At 72.2% G+C, this 24,320-nt stretch carries 11 protein-coding genes; 7 read left to right on the top strand and 4 right to left on the bottom strand.

The annotated features are described in order from the left end of the window. Window positions 1–25 precede the first annotated feature (25 nt). A complete protein-coding gene (locus tag IEY37_RS06765; RefSeq protein ID WP_188940714.1) occupies window positions 26–949 on the bottom strand; it encodes a DUF4097 family beta strand repeat-containing protein in 924 nt (307 codons plus the stop codon). Window positions 950–1,059: 110 nt separating this feature from the next. After that, a complete protein-coding gene (locus tag IEY37_RS06760) occupies window positions 1,060–1,656 on the bottom strand; it encodes a toxin-antitoxin system HicB family antitoxin (protein WP_188940713.1) in 597 nt (198 codons plus the stop codon). A gap of 159 nt (window positions 1,657–1,815) precedes the next feature. Here IEY37_RS06760 and thyX point away from each other — a divergent pair, with 159 nt between their 5' ends. From thyX to IEY37_RS06725, 7 genes are all read left to right on the top strand, one after another. Beyond that, the gene (gene thyX / locus IEY37_RS06755; RefSeq protein WP_188940712.1) at window positions 1,816–2,667 is read left to right on the top strand and encodes an FAD-dependent thymidylate synthase; all 852 of its coding nucleotides are present in this window, start codon (window positions 1,816–1,818) and stop codon (window positions 2,665–2,667) included. Between the two features lie 333 nt (window positions 2,668–3,000). Then, complete coding sequence (locus IEY37_RS06750; RefSeq protein WP_188940711.1) at window positions 3,001–3,339, top strand: DUF485 domain-containing protein; 339 nt, start codon at window positions 3,001–3,003, stop codon at window positions 3,337–3,339. Next, on the top strand, window positions 3,336–5,048 hold the full coding sequence (locus IEY37_RS06745) for a monocarboxylic acid transporter (RefSeq protein WP_229674012.1): 1,713 nt from the start codon (window positions 3,336–3,338) through the stop codon (window positions 5,046–5,048). Before IEY37_RS06750 ends, IEY37_RS06745 begins: the two co-directional genes overlap by 4 nt. A gap of 84 nt (window positions 5,049–5,132) precedes the next feature. Further along, the gene (locus tag IEY37_RS06740; protein WP_188940710.1) at window positions 5,133–5,447 is read left to right on the top strand and encodes a hypothetical protein; all 315 of its coding nucleotides are present in this window, start codon (window positions 5,133–5,135) and stop codon (window positions 5,445–5,447) included. Window positions 5,448–5,540: 93 nt separating this feature from the next. Beyond that, on the top strand, window positions 5,541–6,179 hold the full coding sequence (locus IEY37_RS06735) for a TIGR03085 family metal-binding protein (protein ID WP_188940709.1): 639 nt from the start codon (window positions 5,541–5,543) through the stop codon (window positions 6,177–6,179). Between the two features lie 85 nt (window positions 6,180–6,264). Continuing rightward, window positions 6,265–7,188, top strand: a complete 924-nt coding sequence (gene dapA, locus IEY37_RS06730) for a 4-hydroxy-tetrahydrodipicolinate synthase (protein WP_188940708.1) — start codon at window positions 6,265–6,267, stop codon at window positions 7,186–7,188. Further along, window positions 7,185–8,912, top strand: a complete 1,728-nt coding sequence (locus IEY37_RS06725; RefSeq protein ID WP_188940707.1) for a ribonuclease J — start codon at window positions 7,185–7,187, stop codon at window positions 8,910–8,912. The genes dapA and IEY37_RS06725 overlap by 4 nt, the downstream gene beginning before the upstream one ends. A gap of 69 nt (window positions 8,913–8,981) precedes the next feature. Here the strand turns inward: IEY37_RS06725 and IEY37_RS06720 are convergent, their stop codons facing one another. Both IEY37_RS06720 and IEY37_RS22505 read right to left on the bottom strand, forming a co-directional pair. After that, window positions 8,982–10,136, bottom strand: coding sequence for a response regulator transcription factor (locus IEY37_RS06720; RefSeq protein WP_188940706.1), 1,155 nt, complete (start codon window positions 10,134–10,136; stop codon window positions 8,982–8,984). A gap of 627 nt (window positions 10,137–10,763) precedes the next feature. Next, window positions 10,764–24,098: a malectin domain-containing carbohydrate-binding protein gene (locus tag IEY37_RS22505; RefSeq protein ID WP_188940705.1), complete on the bottom strand. Its 13,335-nt coding sequence runs from the start codon at window positions 24,096–24,098 to the stop codon at window positions 10,764–10,766. Window positions 24,099–24,320: the final 222 nt, after the last annotated feature.

Here is a 24,320-nt window from a genome sequence, read left to right as displayed (position 1 = left end):
GCCCGGCCCCCGGCGGGGACGCCGGTCAGCGGGAGGCCGCCAGGTGGGCGGCCCGGTGCAGCCGGATGTCGCCCGAGGTGGTGCGGACCCGGATCTCCAGCAGCGGGGCGTCACCGTCCGGCGCGGTGTCGCTGACCTCGAACTCGGTGTCGGTCGACCCGCTCAGCGTGGACAGGTTCAGCGAGGCCCGCGTGCCCTGCCGGACGCCGATCTCGACGTCGCCGCTCACCGAGTCGACCTCGGTGCGACCGCCGCCGACGTCGGTGATCCGGACGTCACCGGACACGCTGCGCACGGAGACGTCGCCGTCGGCCGGCCCGACGTGCACGTTCCCCGAGGTCGCGCGGACGAGGGCGTCGCCGGCGACCTCGCCGACGTGCAACGTGCCGGACGCGCTGCGCACGTCGACCGAGCCGCCGGCGCGGTCGACGTGGACGTCGCCGGAGGCGGTGTGCGCGGCCAGGTCGGACCGCGCCTCGGTCAGCCGGACGTCACCGGAGGCGGTCCTGATCTCCACCCGGTCCGCCGGGCCGGTGACGGTGACGTCGGCGGAGTGGCTCTGGACGCGGACGCTGGAGTGCGCCGGTGCCGTCACCCGCACGACGAAGGCGGTGCGCCAGCCGGCATTGGCCGGGTCGGTGTCGACGATCAGCCGGCCGCCGTCCTCGCCGGACGCGGTGTGCTCGACGCGCACCCGGTCCGCGGGATCGGCAGGGTCGCCGGCGGACGCCGGGTCGCCGGGGCGCTGGGCGCCGCCGGCGAAGCCCCAGCCGCGCCCGCGGCCGTTGCCGCCGAAGGCGCGGACGACGTCGTCCAGGAAGCCCAGCGGGCCGCCGGTGGCGGTGACGTCGACGGTGCTGGTGGTGGTGTCGGAGAGGTCGATGTGGACCTGGCCGGCGGCGTTGCGGATCTCGACGGTGAGCGGTTCGGGGGTCAGGTAGGTGTACACGGAGGGGACCTCGACTCGGGTCGGTGGGAGGTGCTGGGGACGCCGGGGAACCGGCGGGGTGCCCGCAACGGGCACGGACCCGGTGGCGTTCCCCACCGGGTCGGCGGATCTCAGGCCTGGAAGTAGCCGGTGACGGTGCGGCCACCGCGGCCCCGACGGTCCCGGCGGTCGCCGGGCTGGTCGCCCTTGCGTCCGGTCGGAACCGCGCCGCGCACCGAGTCGTGCACCGCCCGGGAGATGTAGGTGTTCAGCGACACGCCCTGGTCCGCCGCCGCGCGTTCCGCCTGGGCCTTGAGGTCGTTCCACAGCCGGACCGTGGTCCTGGACAGCTCGCCGCTGGCCTCCTGGACGACCCGGCGCAGGTTGTCGCTGCCCTGCTCCCAGGAGAATCGGGGACCGGGGCCCCGCCAGCCCGCCCCGTCCGCCTCGACGGCGTCGGTGTCGTCCTCGTCCTCGTCGGCGGCCCGACCGCGGTCGACCGTCACCCGGACGTCGCGCCCGTCGAGCCGGATCTCGACGGTGGTGTCGCCGAGCGCGTCGGTGACCTCCGCGGCGAGCTCGGAGAGGGCGCTCATGATCGCGAGCCGGGCGGCCGGCTCGATCGCCGCACCGAGCACGGTCGCGGCCTGGCGGATGTCGTCTCCGCCGACGGCTGCAGCCGCCAGCAGGTCCTCGCGGAGCGATGCGATGTGGGGGGAGAGATCCATGACGCCAGAGTGGCACCACAGGTGACGTCACGCAAGAGCCGATGTGACATCGCCGCGACATCACGGCAGTGCCGGCTTCGGGGCGTGTCCGGCTCCGTGTCCGTGGTCCTGTCCGTGGCGATGCCCGGACGGTCGCCCGGCGCTTCCTAGGATGGGCTGATGCCCGGTCCCGACGTCGCGTCCACCGCCACGGACGGCGCCACGGCGCCGTCCGTGCCCGGCGGTGCCGTCGCCGACCAGCGGGGGTCCGCGCTGGCCGCTCCGGCTCCTACCGGTCCGTGGGTCACCCTGGTCGGGGTGACGCGGTTCGTCCCGCCGGCGGACCTGGAGTTCGACACCGACGCCGAGGGCGGCCAGGCGCTGGCCGAGTTCGCCGGGCGCGCCTGCTACCAGTCGTTCGACAAACCGGTGGCGGCGACGGCCAGCAACGCCGGATACCTCGCGCACATCCTGCAGGTCGGACACCTGTCGGTGCTCGAGCACGCGAGCGCGACGTTCTACCTGCGCCGGATCTCCCGCGGAGTGACCCACGAGCTGCTGCGCCACCGGCATCTGTCGGTGTCCGAGCTGTCGCCGCGGTACGTGCCGGACGCCGGGCTGCCGGCCGTGGTGCCGCCGGCCGTGGCCGCGGAAGGCGTTGCCAGCGAGGACTTCCGGGCGGCCACCGAACTCGCCGCACAGGCGCAGCGACGGCTGCTCCGGACGCTGCAGGAGCGGGCCGTCGACGCGCCCGACGGCACCCTGGCCCGCAAGCAGGCGCGGCAGGCCGCCCAGGCGGTGCTCCCGGCGGCGACCGAGACGGCCGCCGTGGTGACCGGCAACCTGCGCGCGTGGCGTCACTTCGTCGGGATGCGGGGCACGGACTCCGTGGACGTCGAGATCCGGTCGCTGGCCGTGCGGATCCTGGAGCTGCTGCGCGCCGAGGCGCCGAACGTGTTCGCGGACTTCCGGATCAGCTCGCTCCTGGACGGCACCACCATGGCCGCGTCGCCGCTGGTCGGCGAGGGCTGAGCCGGCCGAGGTCACCGAGCCGGCCGAGCCGGACGCGTCGACAGGCCCGCGGACAGGGCCCGCGCTTCTCGGCGCCCGGTGCCGGACGGCGACCCGGTCGGCGGCCGGTCGCGCAGTGGCGCGGACGCGCACGGGCGCGGCCGCGTCCCGGCGCTGCCGGCAGCGCCGGGCGGCCTCCTCCGGATCCGCGTCGGCACCCGGAGTGCGCTGACGCCCGCCGCGACACACGCGGCGGTCGTTGACCGTCCTTGACCGGGTGTTTACCGTGACGGGCGTTCGACCGGTGTGGCGCAGGTCATGCCGTGCGGCTTCGCCCGGTGCAAAGGAGCTCCGATGGCCGATCCACTCGTCACCCACCGCGCCGCCCCGGACTGGGAGACCGTCCAGGCCGGGCCGGAGTTCGCACGACTGCGCCACGCGGTGCGCAGCTGGGTGTTCCCGGTGACCGTGGCCTTTCTGGCCTGGTACCTGCTGTACGTCGTCTGCGCTGCCTACGCACGCGGCTTCATGAACGTCAAGGTGTTCGGCAACGTCACCATCGGGCTGATCTTCGGCCTGCTGCAGTTCGTCTCGACGTTCCTCATCGCGATCGCCTACTCACGCCGGGCGAACCGCCGGGTCGACCCGCTGGCCGACCAGCTGCGCGACGAGATCGAGGACGGTGCCCGGTGAACGCCCTGCTGACCGCGGGAACCGGTGTTCCCGCAGGCACGCTGGCCGCCGACGAGCCCGCCTCGGGTCACCAGACGCTGACCATCGTGCTCTTCGCCGCCTTCGTGGCGATCACCCTGGGGGTGACCGTCTGGGCCAGCCGGCACAACCGCACCGCGGCCGACTTCTACGCCGGCGGGCGGTCCTTCACCGGCTTCCAGAACGGCCTGGCCATCGGCGGCGACTACATGTCCGCCGCTTCGTTCCTCGGCATCGCCGGGTTGATCGCGCTGTACGGGTACGACGGTTTCCTGTACTCGATCGGCTTCCTGGTGGCCTGGCTGGTGGCTCTGCTGCTGGTCGCCGAGCTGATGCGGAACACCGGCAAGTACACGATGGCCGACGTGCTGAGCTTCCGGATGCGGCAGCGTCCGGTCCGCACCGCTGCGTCCATCTCCACCGTGGTGGTGTCGATCTTCTACCTGCTGGCCCAGATGGTCGGCGCCGGAACGCTCGTCGCCCTGCTGCTGGGCATCACCTCGCCGGGGGCCAAGAACCTGGTGATCGCCGGTGTCGGCGTGCTGATGGTCGTCTACGTCGTGTTCGGCGGCATGAAGGGCACCACCTGGGTGCAGATCATTAAGGCCGTGCTGCTCATCGTCGGCGCCGCCGTGATGACGTTCTGGGTGCTCGGCAAGTACGGGTTCAACCTGTCCTCGCTGCTCGGCGCGGCGCGCGACAACTCAGGCAAGCCGGGCTTTCTCGAGCCGGGACTGAACTACGGCAAGGAATCGGCCAGCGCCTGGACGACCCTGGTGTCCAAGTTGGACTTCATTTCGCTGGGGCTGGCGCTGGTGCTGGGGACCGCGGGCCTGCCGCACATCCTGATCCGCTTCTACACCGTCCCCAACGCCAAGGCCGCCCGGCGCTCGGTGAACTGGGCCATCGGCCTGATCGGCGTCTTCTACCTGATGACCCTGGTGATCGGCTTCGGCGCCGCCGCGCTGCTCAAGCAGCAGGACATCGTGAGCCGCAACGCCGCCGGCAACACCGCGGCGCCGCAGCTGGCGGAGGCGCTGGGCGGCGGGCCGGGCACCGGCCTCGGGGCGTTCATGCTGGCGGTCATCGCCGCGGTTGCGTTCGCCACCATCCTCGCGGTGGTGGCGGGGCTGACGCTGGCCTCGTCCTCGTCCCTGGCTCACGACCTGTACGCCAACGTGATCCGCCGCGGGCGGGCGACCGACGCCGAGGAGGTGCGCGTGGGGCGCATCTCGGCCGTCGTGATCGGCGCCGTGTCCATCGCACTGGCCATCCCGGCGCAGAGCCTGAACGTCGCGTTCCTGGTCGCACTGGCCTTCGCGATCGCCGCCTCGGCGAACCTGCCGTCCATCCTGCTGTCGCTGTTCTGGCGCCGGTTCAACACCCGCGGCGCGACCTGGGGCATCTACGGGGGACTGCTGTCCGCCCTGGTGCTGCTGGTGTTCTCGCCCAACGTCTCCGGCGGCGCGGTGAACGCCACCACCGGCAAGGCCGCCAGCCTGTTCACCGACCCGTCGATCGACTTCCACTGGTTCCCGCTGACCAACCCGGGCCTGGTCTCGATCCCGCTGGGCTTCCTGTTCGCCGTCCTCGGCACGCTGACCAGTCGGGAACGCGACGACGCCAAGTGGGCGGAGATGGAGGTGCGGTCGCTGACCGGGGCGCACGCCGAGCGGGCCGTGGGCCACTGACGGGCCGTCCCGGCTGGGCCAGGTGTGACACGCTCGGAGCCCGGGTAAGGATGCAGCGTCCATCCGCCGAGCAGAGAGACGCCCATGCCAGTCAGTTCCACGCACGCCCTGACCAACCTGTCCTCCGGGCACGCCTTCGACCTGCCGGTGCCGGTCGGGGAGGACGTCGCCGCCGCCGCCAAGGCCTTCCTCGTCGAGCAGGGCCTCCCCGAGGACGTCCAGAGCGGCTTCTACGTCTCGGTCTACCCGGTCGGGCTGGAGGAGACCCCGGATACCGACGCGGGCAGCAGCCAGCTGGTCGCCAACCCGCCGTCGAACCTGGACAGCTCGCCGACGGGCAGCCCCTACGACCCCGAGCTCTCCGCGGACTCCGGCGCCCCGATCTCGCCCAAGGCCTGATCCGTCCGGCCGGCGGTCCGGCGTCCGACCGCTCGACGGTCGGGCCCGGCACCGCCGGGCCGGCCCGGACCGTCCACTGGCTACGGTGGCCGGGTGAGCCTCGCCCGGACCGAACGCGCCGCCCTGGCCGACCTCCTGCTCGAGACCGGCCCGGACCGGCCGACGCTGTGCGAGGGCTGGACCACCGGTGATCTGCTCGCCCACCTGCTGGTCCGGGAGCGCCGGCCCGATGCGGCGGTGGGCATGTTCGTCCCACCCCTGCACCGCTGGACCGAGGTGGTGAGCCGGGGCTACCGGACGCGGCCGTGGGCCGAGCAGGTCCAAATGCTGCGCGGCGGACCGCCGCGGTGGGCGCCGTTCGGCTGGGGGCCGATCGACGAGCTGGCCAACAGCGGCGAGATGTTCATCCACCACGAAGACGCCCGCCGGGGCGTGCCCGGCTGGCAGCCCCGGTCGCTGGCTCCGGACGTCGACCGGGAGCTGCGCACCGTGCTGTCCGGCTTCGTCGGCCGGACCGCGCTGCGCCGGTCGCCCGTCGGCGTGACCGCCGTCCCCACCGGCCCGGCCGCCGGGGATCCCGTCGTGCTCCGGCGCCGGGAGCCCGTGGTCACCGTCACCGGCGCCCCGGGCGACCTGGTGCTGTGGGTCACCGGGCGCGACGCCGTCGACGTCGAGCTGTCGGGCCCACCGGACGCGGTCGCCGCCGCGACGAGCGCCCGGCACGGGCTGTGAACCGCGCCGGAGCGGGCCGCGGCCCGGTCGCGGCGTGCCGGTCGGCGGGCACCGGACGGGCGGTGCCCCCCGGTAGGTTCAGGGCATGACGACGTTGCAGGCGGGTCCGGCGGGCCGGGCGGGACGTCCGTTCGGCACCGTGCTGACCGCGATGGTCACCCCGTTCACCGCGTCCGGCGAGCTGGACCTGGCGGCGGTCGGTGCACTGGCCGAGCGCCTCGCGGACTCCGGCAGCGACGGCCTGGTGGTGAACGGGACGACCGGCGAGTCGCCGACGACGTCCGACGCCGAGAAGGTCGCGGTCCTGCGGGCCACGCTCGAGGCGGTGGGGGACCGGGTCACCGTCGTCGCCGGGGTCGGCACCTACGACACCGCCCACTCCGCCGAGTTGGCGCGGCAGGCGGAGAAGGCCGGTGCGCACGGCCTTCTCGTCGTGACGCCGTACTACTCGCGGCCGCAGCAGGCCGGCCTGCTCGCGCACTTCGCCGCGGTCGCCGACGCCACCGGGCTGCCCGTGATGCTCTACGACATCCCCGCCCGGTCGGTCGTGGCCATCGCGCCGGAGACCCTGCTGCGGCTCGCCGAGCACCCGCGGATCACGGCCGTCAAGGACGCCAAGGGCGACCTGCTGGCCGGCTCCACCGTCATCGCGCAGTCCGACCTGACGTACTACTCCGGGGACGACCCGTTGACGCTGCCGTGGATGAGCGTCGGCGCGGTCGGGGTGGTCAGCGTCATCTCGCACGTCGTCGGCCCGCACGTGCGTGCCCTGGTCGATGCGGCCGCGGCCGGGGACTACGCGACAGCGCGCCGGCTGCACGAAACCCTGCTGCCCGCGCACCTGGCCATGTCCCGGACCGGCGGCGGCGCCGGCCTGGTCTTCGCCAAGGCGGCGCTGCGGCTGTCCGGCTTCGGCGTCGGCGACCCGCGGCTGCCGCAGATCCCGGCGACACCGGAACAGACCGACCAGATCGCCCGCGACCTCGACGAGATCGGACCCCTGCGGTGAACCAACCACGAAACGGCGGCGCGCAGCGCAACGGCGGGCCGGCGCGCACCGAGGAGCCGGGACCGCCGCCGCAGCTACGGCGCGGCGCGCTCCGCGTCGTGGCGCTCGGCGGCATCGGCGAGATCGGCCGCAACATGACGGTCTTCGAGTACGACGGCCGGCTGCTGGTCGTCGACTGCGGCGTGCTGTTCCCGGAGGACGCCCAGCCCGGGGTCGATCTGATCCTGCCGGACCTGCGGCTGGTCGAGGACCGGGTCGCCGACATCGACGCCGTGGTCATCACCCACGGCCACGAGGACCACATCGGCGCGCTGCCGTGGTTGCTGCGGCTGCGGCCGGACCTGCCGGTGATCGGCGCGCGGTTCTCGCTGGCCCTGATCGCGGCCAAGTGCCGGGAACACCGGATCACTCCGAAGCTCGAGGTGGTCGCCGAGGGCAACCGCCGCCGGGCGGGCGCCTGGGACCTCGAGTTCTTCGCCGTCAACCACTCCATCCCCGACGCGCTGGCGGTGGCGATCCGGACGCCGGCGGGCACCGTGCTGCACACCGGGGACATCAAGCTGGACCAGCTGCCGCTGGACGGCCGGCTGACCGACCTCGGCGGCTTCGCCCGGCTGGGCGACGAGGGCGTGGACCTGTTCCTGGTCGACTCCACCAACGCCGAGGTACCCGGGTTCGTGGCGCCGGAGCGGGAGATCGGCCCGGTGCTCGACGCCCACATCCGTTCGGCGAGCCAGCGGGTGATCGTCGCGTCGTTCGCGTCGCACGTGCACCGGGTCCAGCAGATGCTCGACGCCGCCCACCGCTACGGCCGCAAGGTTGCGTTCGTCGGGCGGTCCATGGTGCGCAACATGCAGATCGCCCAGGAGCTCGGGCTGCTGTCGGTACCCGACGGGCTGGTGCGGGCCCTGGACAAGGTGTTGGAGCTGCCGCCGGACCAGGTGCTGCTCATCTCGACGGGCTCGCAGGGCGAACCGCTGTCGGCGCTGTCCCGGATGTCCCGTGGTGAGCACCGGTCGGTCGAGCTGCGGTCCGGCGACACGGTGATCCTGGCGTCGTCGATGATCCCCGGCAACGAGACCAGCGTCTGGACCGTGATCAACGAGCTGTCCCGGCTGGGCGTGACCGTCGTGCACCAGGGCACCGCGCGGGTGCACGTCTCGGGGCACGCGTCGGCCGGCGAGCTGCTGTTCCTCTACAACGCGGTGCGGCCCCGCAACGTCATGCCGGTGCACGGCGAGTGGCGGCACCTGCGGGCGCAGGCGCGGTTGGCCGGGTTGACCGGCGTGCCGGCGGACCGGGTGGTGCTGGCGCCGGACGGCACCGTGGTGGACCTGGTCGACCGGCGGGCGCGGATCGCCGGGCACATCGACGTCGGCATGGTGTTCGTCGACGGCAACGCGGTGGGTGACGTCGGCGAGACCACCCTGTCCGACCGGCTGATCCTCGGCGAGGGCGGCTTCATCTCGATCACCGTGGCCATCGACGCGCACACCGGCCGGGCCGTCGCGTCACCGACCCTGTCCGGTCGCGGGTTCTCCGACGACCCCCGCGCCTTGGACAAGGTCGTGCCGCTGGTCGAGGCGGAGCTCGCCCAGCTCGAGGCCGACGGGGTCACCGACACCCACCGGGTGGCGCAGGCGGTGCGCCGCGTCGTCGGGCGCTGGGTCGGCGACACCTACCGCCGCCGGCCGATGATCGTGCCGACGGTGCTCGCGGTCTGAGGTCGCGACCCGGGCCGGCGCTGGCCACGGCCTCCGGCCGCGGCCGAACCCCGTCGGCACGGGATCCCGTCAGCCGGTGAGGCTCTCGGGGTTGTGGGCCAGCACCGCGCGGGTCAGCTCGACCCGGGAGCGGACGTGCAGCTTGGCGAACGCCCGCTTGAGGTGCGAGTCCACCGTGTGCTTGGACAGGAACAGGTGGGACGCGATCTCGCGGTTCGTCATGCCGTGGGCGACGAGCCGGACGATCCGCAGCTCGCTCTGCGCCAGGCTGGCCCAGGACGTGGCGGTGCGCTCCGCGCCCCGGTGGTGCCCGGTGAGCCGGGTCACCACGGCCGGCACGGCGGCGATCGTCTGCGGCCGGATGGTCACGGGCGGGATGGGCAGCACGTCCCGGACGGGGCCGGTGGCGACCGCCCCGTCGGTGACGGTGACGGCTGCGCCACCGGCGAGCTCGTCGACCATCGTGCTGAGGATGGCCGAGCGCGTCAGCAGGTCGTGCAGCTCGTCCCGGGAGCCGATGCCGAGCTTCTTGAGCAGCCGGGCGGTGTGCCACCGCACCGTCGTCTCGGCCACGCCGAGCCGCTGCGCGACCGCCCTGGTCGACGGTTCCACGGTCAGCGCGATGACGATCTCCTGCTCGCGCCGGGTGAGGACCGCCGCAGCGTCCTCCCCGGGCGGTTCGACCGGCGTCGTCGCGGTCCGCAGGGCATCGACCAGGTGCGCCAGGTGGTGTCGGGCGAAACCGGGTTCGCCGGCGACCACGCCGCGGATGGTCCGGGCCATGGCGGACGGCGGGACGTCGGTGCCGAGCCACCCGTCCGCCCCGGCGCCGACGGCCTCGACGAGCGAGATGCGGTCGATGTCGGCGTCCGCCGACAGCACCATGAGCTTGGGCGCGATCCGGCGCTCGACGAGCAGGTGCACCAGCCGCACCAGCGAGCCGTCCAGCGGCGCCAGCAGGACGGCGACGTCGACGGGGGCCGCAGGACCGGCGGACCGGGGATGGGTCGTGAGGTCGCCGTCGGTGTCGACGACGAGGAACTCACCGGCGAGGAGCCGGCTGACCTCGAGTGCCGACGCGACGTCCGGCCGGTGCAGCACGGCGGCGACCAGCTCGAGCCGTTCCGGGTCGTCCGCGACCACCGCGACCCGGATCGTGCCGGGATCGGCCGCGGGCACCGACGTGGTGCCGACCGGCGGCGTCCGATCCGGCTGGAATGCCACCCCGTCCAAATGGTGGGCGTCCGGATCGTGCGCGTCCGGATGGTGCGCGTCCGGATGGTGCGGGTCCGGATGGTGAGCGTGGCCGACGCTGGTCACTGCCTGCACGGTGGTGTCCCCCCCGGGAAGCCTGCCCCCGCCACGGGTGGGCGGGAGATCGAACGATGACCCGAAGAGTGGAACGCCACTGGTGGCTGGCCACTGTCCGTGGCGTCCCGTTCGAGTAAAGGGGACTTTACTGGGCCGAACGTGTCGAGTAAACGAGTTCTTCACCAACAGTCGCCGTCGCAGGGATATCACTCTTTCGGGGACCGGTGCATCCCTGCCCGGTCGCCGGGGCCGGGGTGGATGTCGACGGCGCGGCCGCCGGCTGCCGGCGACCGCCGCCCGAACGGCCGCGCTCGGCCGGTCGTGGGACCGCTGGCACCGTCGCTCCGTGCCTCACCTCCCTCGGGCGGAGTCGCCTGGTGCGCGTCCTGCGGCTCCCGGACCGCGGGCCCGGAACGGCCGAGGCGGGCCGGATGTCGGACATCCGGCCCGCCTCGACGGTCACTCCGCCTGTCGGCCCCGACGCCGACAGGAGGGGCAACCCTGCCGGCCGGATCCGCGGGGGACCCGGCCGGCACGGCTTCACTGCACCGGCAGCACCTCGATCGCGCCGATGGTGGCCTGGTCCACCGTGGCGGCGAAGGCCAGGTCGACCCTGCCGTCGGTGACGGTCACCCGGTAGGTCCGGACGATCGACGTCAGCGGGGCCGCCACCGCGTTGGGGTCGAAGTTGGCCAGCTCGACCGTCCCGCCCTCGAGGTTGACGTTGAACCGCCGGTGCCCGGTCCCGCCGGGCCCGCCGCCGGTGGCACCCCAGTACAGCTCCGCGAAGTGCAGCCGGACGTCGTAGGTGCCGTTCGCCACCGGGATCGAGTAGCTGAACGAGGCGTTGCTGCGCTCGTTCTGGTACAGGACGTCGTCCGTGGTCCCGGCGATCGCCCGGACGTTGGAGTACGTCTTGCCCCCGGTGAAGTACTGGTCCGCGAGCCAGCTCACCCCACCGGTGGTCACCGCCGGACCACCGGTGTTGATGCGGATGGGCTGCCGTGCCGGCGCCGGCCGGGTGGCCGAGACGGTGGCGGAGCGGACGGACTCGTTGCCGGACCGGTCGATCGCGGTGACCTGGTAGTAGGACGCCGCGCCGGTGGGTGCGGTGGTGTCCTGGTAGGTCGTGCCCGTCACCGGGCCGGCCACCTTGGTGTAGGTGCCGGTGGCCGACGTGGCCCGGTACACGTTGTAGCCCGCGAGGTCGGACTCGGTCCTGGCGGTCCAGGTCAGGGTGTTGCCGGTGGCGGCGCCGGTGGCGGTGACGCCGGTGACCTGGGCGGGTGCGGTGGTGTCGGCCGGCAGGATCTCGATGGCCGAGATCTTGGCGTTCTCGATGCGGCGGATGAAGTCGATGGTCATGACTCCGTCGGTGACCGTGACCGGGAACTGCCGGACGATCGCCTTGTCGATACCGCCTGCCTGCGCCCAGATGTCGAAGTTGGACAACACGGTGGTGTTCTCCAGCCGGACGTCGAAGGTGCGGGTGTTGGCGGCGGTCTTGTTCAACTCGGCGAAGTGCAGCCGCACCGTGTAGGCACCGTTGACCACCGGGACGGCGAACCCGAAGGCCCGCGAACCCGTGGTAGCCGTGCCGGTCCACTCCGACTGGAAGATCGTGTTGTTCATCCCGGCCGGGATGCCCGTCACGGTGTCGGCCTCGGAGTAGGGGTTACCGCCACTGACCCAGCCGCTGCACGCGGTCAGCGACGAACACGCCGACCACGCCACCCCGTTCACCGTCTGCGCCGCACCACCGGTGTTGATCCGGATCGCCGTCGGCGTCGGGGGAGCGGGCGTCGTCGCCGACACGGTGGCCGACGGCGCCGAGGCGTTCTCGGACGAGTCCGAGGCCGTGACCCGGTAGTACAGCGTCGTCGCGGCCGGGGCCGAGGCGTCGGTGTACGCGGACCCGGTGACCGGCGTGCTGGTCAGCTTGGTGAACGTGCCGGTCGCACTGGTCGACCGGTACACGTCGTAGCCCATCAGGTCGGACTCGGTGTTGTCCGCCCAGTCCAGGGCCACACCGGCGGTGCCGGCGGTGGCCGTCAGACCGGTGGGGGCGGCCGGAGCCGTCGTGTCCACCGGGCACGGGCCCTGGCAGAGGACCTCGATGGCGGCGATCGACGGGTAGTCGACCGTGGCTCGGAAGGAGAGGTTCAGGGCGCCGTTCACGATCTGCACGTTGTTGATCGGCAGCACCGTGGCGGTGTTCTGCCCGCCGGCCGCGGCGAAGATGTCGAAGTCCTTGCGGACCACCTTGCCCTCCGCCTCGATGTCGAACAGCCGCTTGCCCACGGTGTTGTTCCCGGACGCCCGCTCGGCGAAGTGCAGCCGGACGTCCACCGCGGTGGCACCCCGCGCCGGCAGCGAGTAGCTCAGCACCCGCTGGTCCTGGGCCACGTTGCCGACGTTGCCGCGGTACGTGCGGTACAGGACGTCGTCGTCGGTGCCGGCGATCTCCAGCGGAGTCGTGGTGGCACCCTCGGCGATCGCCGTCGCCGGCGAGAAGCGCCCGGTGTCCGGCGTCCAGACCTGTCCCCTGGTGTCGGTGTAGGTACCGGCACCCGCGACATCCAGGCGGTACAGCGCCTCGCGGGTCGCCGGGGCCGAGGTCACCGAGCCGTCCGACACCGCGAAGGAGTCGTACGTCGCGACGAACTGCGTCCCGCCCTTGTGCGAGACCAGGATGCCGGCCTGCGCCTGGTGGTCGAAGAACTTCCCGACCGCCGTGGCCGGCAGGGTCAGCGCCGTCGGCAGGGTCACCCAGGCCCCGTCGTTGACCCGGTACGCGGCCGAGATCCGGCCGGTCGACGGGTCACCGAGCAGCGCCAGGTCGAGGGTGGTGACCGAGGCCGCCGACGGGATGGCGACGGCCGTCCCCACGGTCACGCCGGTGCCCGCCTGCTCCGAGTAGAACTCGATGCTCGGCACACCGCCCTTGTTGATCGCCGCGACCTTGACGAAGTTGTCCTGGTCCGGGCCGATCTGGATGCCCTCCTGCTCGCTGCCGGCGTCCAGCATCGTCACCGGGCCGAGGACCCGGCCGGTCACGCTCCAGTCGCCGCCGCTGGCGTCGAACGGCAGCCGCAGGCCGTTGACCAGCGTGTTGTCGTTCGAGCCGTTGGTGCCGGCCGTCGCCGTGCCGCTGCTGGTCACCGCCAGGGTGCCCGGGGCGGCCGTGGCGACGTCGAGCAGCGCCGCGTTGTACGAGTTGCTGCCGACCGTCGCGTCGACCTTGTTCGGCTGCGTCGACCGGAAGCCGGTCGTCTGGCCGTCCTTGTCCACCAGGGTGCCCGGGTAGGTGGTGTCGAAGCCCAGCCGGAGCTGCGAGGCGCCGGGCAGCGGAGCCGGCGTGGCCGGATCCGTCGCGAGCTCGGGCTTCATGTTGGTCACCAGGTAGACGTTGTCGTTGTAGTCGTAGTTGATGCCGGAGTAGTCCATCGACACCAGCCAGGTGTTGGGGATGACGGCGCCGCTCCGGTCACGGGCGACCCAGGCGCGGACGTGGTGGCCACAGGGACCGGCACATCCGTTGGTCTTGTCGGCCGTCTGGTCGTTCTTGGTGTCGTCGCTCCACTCGCCGTCGATCTTGATCCCGAAGGTGCCGGTCGGCGTGAAGGTGCCGGCGGCGGCGACGGTGGTGGACCCGTTGCGGTGCGGGAGGATCGACTGCCCCTCCACGCCGGCGTGGGTGAAGACGCCGGACGTGCTGTTGGAGCCCTTGGCGTGCCAGTAGAAGGTCGCCGTGTTGCCCTGGGTGTGGAAGGCCGCCAGCTGACGCACGCTCACCGGCTGCGCGGTGTTGGCGCGCACCCAGTACGGGCTCAGGACCTCGTCGCCCGTGGCGTGGACCAGGCCGTCCTCGTTCAACGGCGTGCCGTTGGCGGTGATGGCCGTGCCGTAGCCGAACAGCCGGACCATCTCCGGGACGCTCGGCTCCTGGTTGTTCTCGGACTGGCTCTGCCAGAAGCCCGCGAGCTCCACCGGGAGGGTGGGCTCGTCGGCGTCGTCGGAGCCGACCGTCAGGGTGCCGAACCAGAGGCCGCCGGCGGTGCCGATGGTGGTGGCGACGAACTTGACCGGGACGTCCAGGGTGCCGCCGACCGCCACCAGGCGCGGCAGCGCCTGCGGGGTGGTCAGCTGGAACGGACCGGTGAGGTCCAGTGCCGTCACGTTCAGCGGCTCGGTGCCGGTGTTGCGGATCCGCAGCGTGGCCGTGTCGTGCACCACGTTGACCGGGAAGAACGGACCGGTGACGGGATCGCAGGCGGTGGTGTCCCGGCAGCGCGTGCCGGTCTCCGGCGTCTGGATCCGGCTCATGGTCAGCCGGTCGGCGAACGGCACCTCGTCGGCGTTCTCCAGGACGATCTCGGCCTTGCTGGCCGTGGCGGCGACGACGCTGAAGCTGGTCGCCGTCGTGGTCGTCACGTTGCCGGCCACGTCCAGGGCACGGGCCCGCACGGTGTGCGTGCCCAGTGCCGTCACCTCCACCGGGGCGGTGTAGGCCGCGAAGGCCCCGTTGTCCAGGCTGTAGGAGGTGCTGGCCACGCCACTGCCGGTGTCGCTGGCGGTGACGGTGATCGTCGCCTTGTTCTTGTAGACGCCGGTCGAGGCCTGCAGGCCGGTGACCGTGAGACCCACGGCCGGGGACGTGGTGTCGGTGCCGGACGCCGGGCGGTCGATGTCGACGTAGGTGACCTTGGTGTTGGTGCCACCGGTGGCGTCGATGGTGATGCGCCCGTCGGTGACCGGGACTGTCACGGTGCCCGTGGTGAAGGGGGTGGCCGTCGTCGGCACGAAGCCGTTGACCGCCGTCTGGCCCTCGACCCGGACGGTGTGGGTGGAGTCGGTGAAGCCGGAGTCACCGACGCCGACCGTCACCACGTAGGTGCCGTTGGGCACCGTGTACTCCCACGCACCCGGACCGGTCGGCGACTGGGCCGCCGTCGGCTGCATGAGGATCAAGGTCCGGAGCTTGGGATCGGCGGTGCCGGCCCGGTCCCGGGTCTGCGCCGTCATGTCCAGCGGGGTGCTGGTCCCGGGCACCACCCAGCCGAAGCCGGTGGTGGCCGAGAAGGCGGCGCCGGTGTCGGCCTTGTAGCCGGCGGCGACCGTGGAGGTGGCCGGCTGGAAGTCGATCCGGTCCACCGGCGACAGCTGGTTGGACGTCGCCGGGGTCACGTTGCTGACCTCGAAGACGTAGTCCTGGTAGTCGCCGTTCTGCGCGTCCTCGAAGCCGACCAGGTACGTGGACGGCAGGAGCTTGCCGGACCGGTCCTTGGCCGGGTAGACGCGGGCCCCGTGCGGGATGTTCGTGTTCAGGCCGTCCTGCGTGTACGTCTTGCGGCCGAACGACTTGGAGTCGACGTAGAACCCGAAGGACGCGGTGCCGGGGTCGAAGCTCGAGGCCCCACCGGCGACGATCTGCGGGTTGAGCGTCTGCTCGTTGTCCAGGGCGATGGTCGCCACCTCGTGGGTGACCGGGTCACCCGTCTCCGCGGTGTACCAGCCGAAGGGCAGCAGCTCGTCCGGCGAGTACCGGGCGACCGGCTTCATGGTGACCGGGCCGGTGCCGACCTTCTTGAACAGCGGCGCGATGACCTCGTCGCCGATCGGCGCCGGGTTGGTGCCCAGCACCAGCGCGGTGCCACCGACATCGATCGGCCGGCCCAGCGTGTCGACCACCTGCTTGAGCGGGGGCTCGTTGTTGCCCTGCTCGCCGGTGGTCGCCAGGCCGTACAGGCCCACCGTCAGCGTCGGCTGCGTGGCGTCGTCCGACGCCACGCTCATCGCCGCGCTGTACACGCCCGCCGCCGCGCCCGCCGCCGGGTTGAACCGGGCGGTGAAGGTGGCGCTGGCGCCGACGGCCAGCGTCTGCGGCGTGCCGGTGACCGTGAACGACGCCGCGTTGGCGCCGGTCGCGGTGACCGAGGAGATGGTCAGCGGGGTCGTGCCATTGTTCGTCACGGTGACCGGCTGGGTTGCCGTCACGGTGCCGCGGACGCCGCTGAACACCAGCTCCGACGGGCTCGCCACGATCTTGCCGGCGCCCGTGGTGACCGCCGGCCTGACGTTCCGGACGATGATCACCGCGTCCTGGAAGTCCACCGGGGACAGCACGTCCTCGGGGGCGACCACGTACGCGTTGGGCTCGACCGAGCCGTCCGCGTTCTTCAACGGGTAGACGCGCACCTTGTGCGGGTTCGTCGGATCCCAGGTGTTCAGCGAGTCCTCGCTGTACGCCGTGCGGTCGGACAGCCCGTGCCAGGTGAAGTCGAAGCCGAACGGCGTCTCCAGGTCGTACTCGCCGAGCGTGGTGACGGCCGGCAGCAGGGTCTGGTTGGAGCTGTTCGGTCCGCGGAAGAGCGGGGTCCGCTCGGTGGCCTTGCCGGTGGTGTGCACGCCGACCGTCACCACGTTCGGGTTGGCGGACGGACCGGCCGGACCGTACAGCGACAGCGGCTCGACGGTGACGGCGTGGTCGAACGCCGCCTTGGTGAAGGACGTCACGGCCACCTCCTCACCGATGAGTGCCTTGCCCGCGGGCATGTCGTTGTTGGTCTTGTCCGGATCGCCCACGTTCACCGGGATCTCGAGGGTGTCGAGGATCCACTGCAGCGACGGCTCCAGGGAGCCGCCCTCGCCGTCGGTGCCCAGGCCGCGCAGGGCGGCCTTGGCCACCGGCGTGGCCGGGTCTTCGGTGCGCACCTGCAGCTCCGCCACCCGCGGTCCGGCCGCGGTCGGGGCGAAGGTCACCGGCAGGCTGATCGAGTCGCCGGGGGCGACGGTCGCGGGCAGGGCCGGGCCGCCGGCGCGGGCGAAGACCGCCGCGTCGGTGCCGGCGAGGCTTGCGCCGGTCACCGTCAGCGGCGCACCGCCGACGTTCTTGACCACGACGTTCTGCGCGGCGCTGGCGGCGCCGCCCTTGACGTCGGAGTAGATCAACCGCGAGGTGACCTGGGCCTTGCCCGCGGTGCCGCCGCCGACCGGCTTGAGCAGCTTGATGCCGGTGGTCGCCGGGTTGTCGGTCAGCTCGGTGACGTAGAGGTTGCCGTTGCTGGCGTCCTCGGTGAGGTCCAGCGGCTGGTGGAAGCCGGTGAACCCGGTGATGCCGGTGACCGGGGACGAGACCGCACCGCTGGCCGAGATGTTGAACGCCACGATCTCCTGGTTGGAGCTGTACCGGACGACGATCAGCTTGCCGGCCAGTGCTCCGCCGAAGGCGGCGGTGTTCTTGTACTCGATGCTGCCGTTGGCCGAGGCGTGCAGGCCGGCGTCGTAGACGTTGGCGATGTCGTAGTTCGGGTCCGCCTGCTGGCCCAGCGGGTACTGGTTGACCTTGAACAGCGGGTTCCCCGTGTAGTTGGTGGGGTTGCCGGCGTTCAGGACGTACTGGCAGCGCAGCGGATTCGGGTGGCCGTAGTACTTGCCCGGGTGGATGTCGAAGATGTAGTCGGTCTCGGCCTGGTTGTTGTTGGCGATCCCGGGTGCCGTCGGACCGGTGTAGGGGCCGTCGGGCCGGGTGGCGCAGATCGCGGGCAGCGGGCTCGGCGACGCCGGGGTGGCGCCGCCGGCGGCGGAGCCGTTGACGCCGGTGTAGAGGTGCCCGTTGCTGTGCGCGACGATGTCGAACCCGTTGCGGACGCCGGTGGCGTACAGCGTCAGGGCGACGCCGGGCGCGTACGGGTCGTACGTGCCGGTGTGCGCCGGCGCGGTGCCCCGCGCGGGGACCGCCATGTCAGGGGTGGCCACGTCCAGCGGCAGGGATGCCGGCAGCTTCGCCGGGTCCAGCTGCAGCACGGCGGCCGACAGCAGGTGCTCGTCCCGCCGCCAGGTGCCTTCCTTGGCGCCCATGGCGTTCATGGAGCCCTGCATGATGTAGAGCTTGCCGTCCTTGATCGCGATCGAGTTGGTCTCGTGGTCCTTGATCGACCGCGGCAGGTTGACGACGACCTCCTGGTAGTTCTCCAGGTTCGGGCCGGACAGCCGGGCGATGGAGCCGGTGAAGTCCGGGACGTCGGAGCCCAGGTAGGCGTAGTTGTCGGTGATCCACAGGACGGGGTTCGTCGGCGTGGACGCCGGGTCGAACGCCATGCCGATCACCGTCCGGTTCGGCGCACCCTCCCAGCCCTTGGCGCTGGCGTGGGTGCGGACGGTGTTGATCGTCTCCTCACCGGAGAGCGTGCCGTCGGCGTTGATCGTCCAGCGGTAGATCTGGCCGGTGATGCTGCCGGCGTAGAGCTTGCCGTCCGGGCCGATCACCACCGACGTGTAGCTCTTGCCCGCGGAGGCACCGCTGGCCTGCGGCGTGAACGCGACGCTGCCCAGGCCGCCACCGGTCCCGCTGCGGGTGGTGAAGACCGAGGAGAACGGCAGGAACGCGCGGCCGCTCTTGTCCTTGACGGCGTCGGTGATCTCGAAGCGGTAGAGGGTGTTCGGGTCGAGCTCCTCGTCGGCCTGGAAGGTCACGGTGTCGCCGCCACCACTGGTGACGCCGGTGCCCGCGACGGCCCGGTTGTCGGACACCCGGGTCACCGTGACGTGCCCGCTGCCCAGGGTGGTCTCGTCGACGGCGCCGACGACGGGGTTCAGCGAGTTGTCGGCGGTGATCGAGGAGTTGGTGACCACGTTGCCGGCGCCGTTGCCCGGGGTGACCGCCGTGGTGTACGGCCGGCCGGCCCGGTCGAAGCTGGCGATGTCGACGTAGTCGACCTTGGTGTTGGTGCCGCCGGCCGGGCTCAGGGTGAGCCGGCCGTCGGAGACCACGACGGTCCGGGTGGCGGTGGCGAACTTGTTGGTGGCCGTCGGGACGAAGCCGGCGACGGCGTTCTGGTTCTCGATGTTGATCCAGTGGGTGCTGTCCACGGTCGGGCCGGCGTCGCCGACGGCGACCGTCACCGTGTAGGCGCCGTTGGGCACGGCGATCTCCCACTTGGCAGGGGTGTGCACACCGGTGGTCACCGTGGCGGCCAGCTGCATGTGCATCAGCGTGGCGAGCCGCAGGTCGGGCTGGTTCGCCGACGGCGACGCGGTGTTGCGGTTGCGTCCGTTGCCCTCCAGCGACACCGGAGCGCCGGTGTCCAGGTCGATCCAGCCGTAGCTGTTGCCGGTGCCCTGGTTGGCTCCGGTCCGGGGGCCGAAGGCCTGGCCGAAGTCGGTCAGGTAGCCCGCCGGGGGAGCGGTGGCGGCGTCGGCGAAGTTGACCTTGATCGCGACGTCCGAGGCGGCCTGGGCGGTCGGCGTGACGGCGACGGCCGCGGACGCGGCGGACTCGTTGCCGGACTGGTCGACCGCGGTGACCACGTAGCGGTAGGTGGTGCCGTTGGACGCGGTGACGTCCGTGTAGCTGGCGCCGGTCAGCAGCGAGCTGTTGACCTTGCTGTCCGCGGACACGGGCACGGTGCTGCCGGTGGAGCGGTAGACGTTGTACCCGGCCACGTCCGTGTCGGCGGGCGCGTTCCAGGTCAGCGTCGCGGCGTTGTCGCCGGCGGAGCCGGTGACGGAACCGGGAGCGGCGGGCGCGGTGGTGTCCGGAGCGACCGGGCCAGCGCTGGCGATCTCGACGTAGTTCAGCTTGGTGTTGGTGCCGCCCAGCGCGTCGACGGTCAGCTTGCCGTCGGTGACGTCGACGGTGACCGTGGCCGTCCGGTACTCGGTGGTGGCGGTGGCCTGGAACCGGTCGATGGCCGTGACGCCCTCGGCGCGGACGCTGTGCTGGCTGTCGTAGCACGGTGCGGCGCAACCGGTCTTGGCGGCGCCCGGCTGGTCACCGACGCTGACGGTGACCTTGTACCGGCCGTTGGGCAGGCCGTACTCCCAGGCGCCCGGCGTGAGGTTCCCGTTGGTGGTCGGCGTCGGCACGATGTCGCCGTACTGCATGTGGATCATGTTGTTCTGCCGGGCGTCGATGCCGGTGCGGGTGCGCAGCCGGGTGTTCGCCGACAGGTCGAGCGGGGTGCGGGTGGCGTCGCCCAGCGAGTCCTGCCGGATCCAGCCGAAGCCGCGGGCCGCGGTGTAGGCGGCGCCGGTGTCCTTGGTGTAGCCGGTCGGGACGGGCGCGGCGTCGGTCTGGAAGCTGATCTTGGCGTTGACGCCGGCCGGGGCGGCCAGGGTCGCCGAGACCTCGTTGGAGACGGCCGACTCGTTGTTGGACTTGTCGACGGCGGTGACGACGTAGAACACCGTCGTGCCCGGGACGGCGGTGCCGTCGGTGAAGGACGTGCCGGTGAGCAGCGCGTTGGTCAGCTTGACGCGGCTGCCGCCGGCCGTGGACGACCGGTACACGTTGTAGCCGGCCAGATCGGCGGCCGTGCCGGCGGTCCACGCCAGGTTCACCGCGGGGTCCGCGACGGTGGCGGTCAGTCCGGTCACGGCGTCGGGCGCCGTGGTGTCCGGAGCGGCCGTCGCGGCGGCGCTGACGACCGCGGAGGCGGCCGACTGGTTGCGCAGGGTGTCCTCGGCGGTGACGACGTAGTAGTACCTCTGGCCGGGCTCCTTGTCGGAGTCCAGGAACGTGCGGCCGCCGCTCTTGAGCACCAGGCCCACCAGGTGGTCCTCGTCGAGGGCGACGGTCGCGGTGTCGGAGCGGTAGATCCGGTAGCCGCGCAGGTCGGCTTCGGTGTTGGCGTTCCAGCGGACGGTGATGCTGTTGACGCCCGCGGTGGCGACGACGCCGGTGGGCACGGCCGGGGCCGTGGTGTCGACCGGCTGCGCGGTGACCTCGGCGGACACCGCGGACTCGTTGCCGACCAGGTCGACCGCGGAGACGACGTAGTAGTACCGCGTCGCGTTGGCGGCGGTGCTGTCGACGAAGGTGGCGGCGGTGACGGCCGTCTGGGTCAGCAGCGTGCGGCTGCCGCCCGCGACCGCGGAGCGGTAGACCTTGTAGCCCGCCAGGTCCTGCTCGTCGTTGGCGGTCCAGGTCAGCGTGACCTTGTTGTCGCCCGCGGCGGCGGACACGCCGGCCGGCGCGGCGGGGGCGGTGACGTCGGGCGCGGCGGTCGGGGTGGCGTTGACCTCGTCCGAGGCGGGCGAGGCGTTGCCGGCCTCGTCCACGGCGACCACGACGTAGAACAGCTCGGTGCCGTTGCTCCGGCCGCTGTCGACGAACTGGGCGTCCTCGGTGGTGGTGACCAGGTTGGCCGCGGTCGTCGCGACCGGGCTGCTCGTGGAGCGGTAGACGTCGTAGTGGTCGGCGTCGGCGACGGCGCTCCACCGCACGGTGACGTTCTCGACGCCGCCGACGGCGGTGACGTCGGCCGGGGAGGTCGGCGCGGTGGTGTCGGCCGGGGTGGCGTCCGCGGGGTCGGAGGCCGGCGACTCGTTGCCGGCCTTGTCGACCGCGGTGACCACGTAGAAGCGCTGGGTGCCGTTGACCAGCCCGGTGTGGGCGAACGAGGTCGCCGCCTGCGGGGCGTCGGTCAGCCGGTTCGCCGCGGTGAGCGCCACCGGCGAGGTGGTGGACGAGTACACCTGGTATCCCGCCAGGTCGGCCTCGGTGACGGCGGTCCAGGACAGCTGGATCCTGCCCTCGCCGGCGGTGGCGGTCAGGCCGGTCGGCGACGCGGGTGCCGCGACGTCGGCCGCCACCACGTCCAGGTAGTTGATCTTGGTGTTGGTGCCGGTGGCGTCGACGGTCAGCCGGCCGTCCGCGACGTCCACGGTGACGGTCGCGGTCCTGAACTCGGTGGTGGCGGTGGCCTGGAAGCCGTCGATGGCCTTGGTGCCCTCGACGGTGATGCCGTGGACGCTGTCGTAGCAGGGGTCGGCGCAGCCCGTCTTCGCGGCGCCCGGCTGGTCCCCGGCGCTGACCGTGACGACGTACTTGCCGTTCGGTACGGCGACCTCGTAGGAGCCGTCGGCCTTGACGCCGTTGAACGTTCCGGCGATGTCGGTGGGCTGCATGTGCATCAGCCCGCGCTGCCGGACGTCCACCGTGACACCGGTGCGCTCCGCGCGGATGCGCCCGTTGCCGACCAGGTTGAGCGGGGTGTGCGTGCCGGGCGCGACCCAGCCGCGGCCGCGGGTGTTGCTCCACGCCTGGCCGTAGTCCTGGGTGAAACCGGTTCCGGGCACGGTGGCCTGGTCGCTGAAGTTGACCTTGAGCGGCAGCGTGGCCGGGGTCGGGGTGGCGGCGTCGGGCGTCGCGGTGACGCTGGTGGACGCCGGGCCCTTCTGGTCGGCGTTGTCGACGGCGACGACCGCGTAGCGGTAGGTGGTGTCGTTCTGCGCGGCGGCGTCGGTGTACTTCGTGTCGTTGACCGGGGTGGCGCCGTTCAGCGGCGTTCCGGTGGTGTCGACGGTCGCGCCGGTCGAGCGGTAGACGTTGTAGCCCTTGAGGTCCGTGTCGACGGGCGCGGTCCAGGACAGCTGCACCGAGCCGTCGCCGGGGGTCGCGGTCAGCGCGGTCGGCGCGGCCGGCGGCTGGTCGGCGGGCGTCGGCGTGACGGTGATGTAGTCGATCTTGGTGTTGGTGCCGCCGATGGCGTCCACGGTCAGGAAACCGTCGGAGACCGTGACGGCGGTGAGCTTGACGATCTTGAACCGGGCGTCGCCGCTGGGCGTGCCGGTGATGGCGAAGTTGTCGACCGCGTTGCGGCCCTCGACGTTGATGCGGTGGATGGTGGTGTCGGTGCCCGGGCTGGCGTCTCCGACGGCGAGCTCGAGGTCGTAGTCGCCGTTCGGGACCGCGACCTGCCAGGCGCCCGCCTCGCCGATGTTCGCGAAGCCGGGGACGGTGTTGCCCTGCATGTGCAGCGTGCTGTTGATCGGGTCCGAGGTCCCGGCCACGCGGGAGCGCCCGTTGCCGACCAGGTTCAGCGGGGTGGCGGTGCCCGGGACGACCCAACCGAAGCCGCGGGTGTTGGCGTAGTTCTGGCCGTAGTCCCGGCTCCAGCCGCTCGGGGTGACGCTCGCCGGGGCGACGCCCGGGGACTCCGCGAAGTCGGCCTTGAACGGCAGCGTCGGCCGGTTCGGCGTGGCGTCGTCCACCATCGCACCCAGGACCGCGCCCACCGTGCCGGTGCCCGGCGTCACGGCGTAGTAGTAGACGGTGCCCTTGGCGGCGGTGGCGTCGGTGTAGTCCGAGGTCGTCGTGGTGGCCAGCGGAGTGCCGGTGGTGGCGACCGGGAGGTTCGACGAGCGCCAGACCCGGTAGCTCGTAGCGCCCGCGACGTCGTCCCAGTCCAGCGCGATCGACGAGGCGCCCGGGGTCGCGGTGAGGCCGGTGACCGGCACTGAGTCGATGGTGACGAAGGCCAGCTTGGTGTTGGAGCCGCCGATTGCGTCGACGGTCAGCTTGCCGTCGGTGACGGTGGCCCAGACGGTGTTGGTCTTGAGCCGGTTGAACCCGGTGGTCGTGGTGGTCGCGGTGCACGAGGCGACGGTGGAGGCCGGGTACTCGTCGATCGCCCGGACGCCCTCGACGTTGATCACGTGCTTCTCGGGGTCGTTGCCCTTGTTCGGGTCACCGATGCCCACGGTGACCTGGTACTGCCCGTTCGCCAGCTTGTACTCCCACGCCACCGGCGTGGCGTCGTTCGTGCTGGTCGTGGTGGGGGCCTGCATGTGGATGAAGGTCCGCTGCTGCAGAGGCAGCGCGGTACAGACGTTCCGGTCCCGGGTGTTCAGCGTGACCGCGTAGGGCACGTGGGTCGCGGTGGCGAGGCTGTCCTGTCGGACCCACCCCATACCGGTTCCGTCGCTGTAGGCAGCACCGATGTCCTTGGTGAAACCGGACGGGTTCGCGGTCGCATCAGGCTGGAAACTGATCTTGGCGCTGAGCGCCGGCGTCGGCTCCGCCGCGGCGGCGACGCTCGACACCCCCAGCAGCGACTGCGGTATGGCCAGCGCCGCGGACAGGAACACCACGATCGCCGCAGTGCCGAGGCTTCGACGGCCGGCACGAGAAGAACGGAACACTGGACCCCCAGGGTCGGACGGACGCACACACGGGCAGCAATGTGCACAGTCAGGACACAGCGCCGACCAACGTCCGCACGTCACCGTCCTAGGGGGTTTCTCCGTTGGTTGTCGTCCAACGTTCAAGCGTTGGTCCTACCCCACGAATAGGGGAGTGTGGCGGCCGGCAGC

The sequence above is a fragment of the Nakamurella endophytica genome, assembly GCF_014646215.1.
Classification (GTDB): domain Bacteria; phylum Actinomycetota; class Actinomycetes; order Mycobacteriales; family Nakamurellaceae; genus Nakamurella; species Nakamurella endophytica.
Note: the sequence above shows the minus strand (reverse complement) of the source record. Positions and strands in the feature narration are given on the sequence as shown.

What these genes read in the sequence shown, in the direction of transcription:
- thyX (WP_188940712.1), top strand. Translation starts at nt 1,816, where the DNA reads ATGCCCGGTCCCGACGTCGCGTCCACCGCCACGGACGGCGCCACGGCG.
- IEY37_RS06750 (WP_188940711.1), top strand. Translation starts at nt 3,001, where the DNA reads ATGGCCGATCCACTCGTCACCCACCGCGCCGCCCCGGACTGGGAGACC.
- dapA (WP_188940708.1), top strand. Translation starts at nt 6,265, where the DNA reads ATGACGACGTTGCAGGCGGGTCCGGCGGGCCGGGCGGGACGTCCGTTC.
- IEY37_RS06760 (WP_188940713.1), bottom strand. Translation starts at nt 1,656, where the DNA reads ATGGATCTCTCCCCCCACATCGCATCGCTCCGCGAGGACCTGCTGGCG.
- IEY37_RS06740 (WP_188940710.1), top strand. Translation starts at nt 5,133, where the DNA reads ATGCCAGTCAGTTCCACGCACGCCCTGACCAACCTGTCCTCCGGGCAC.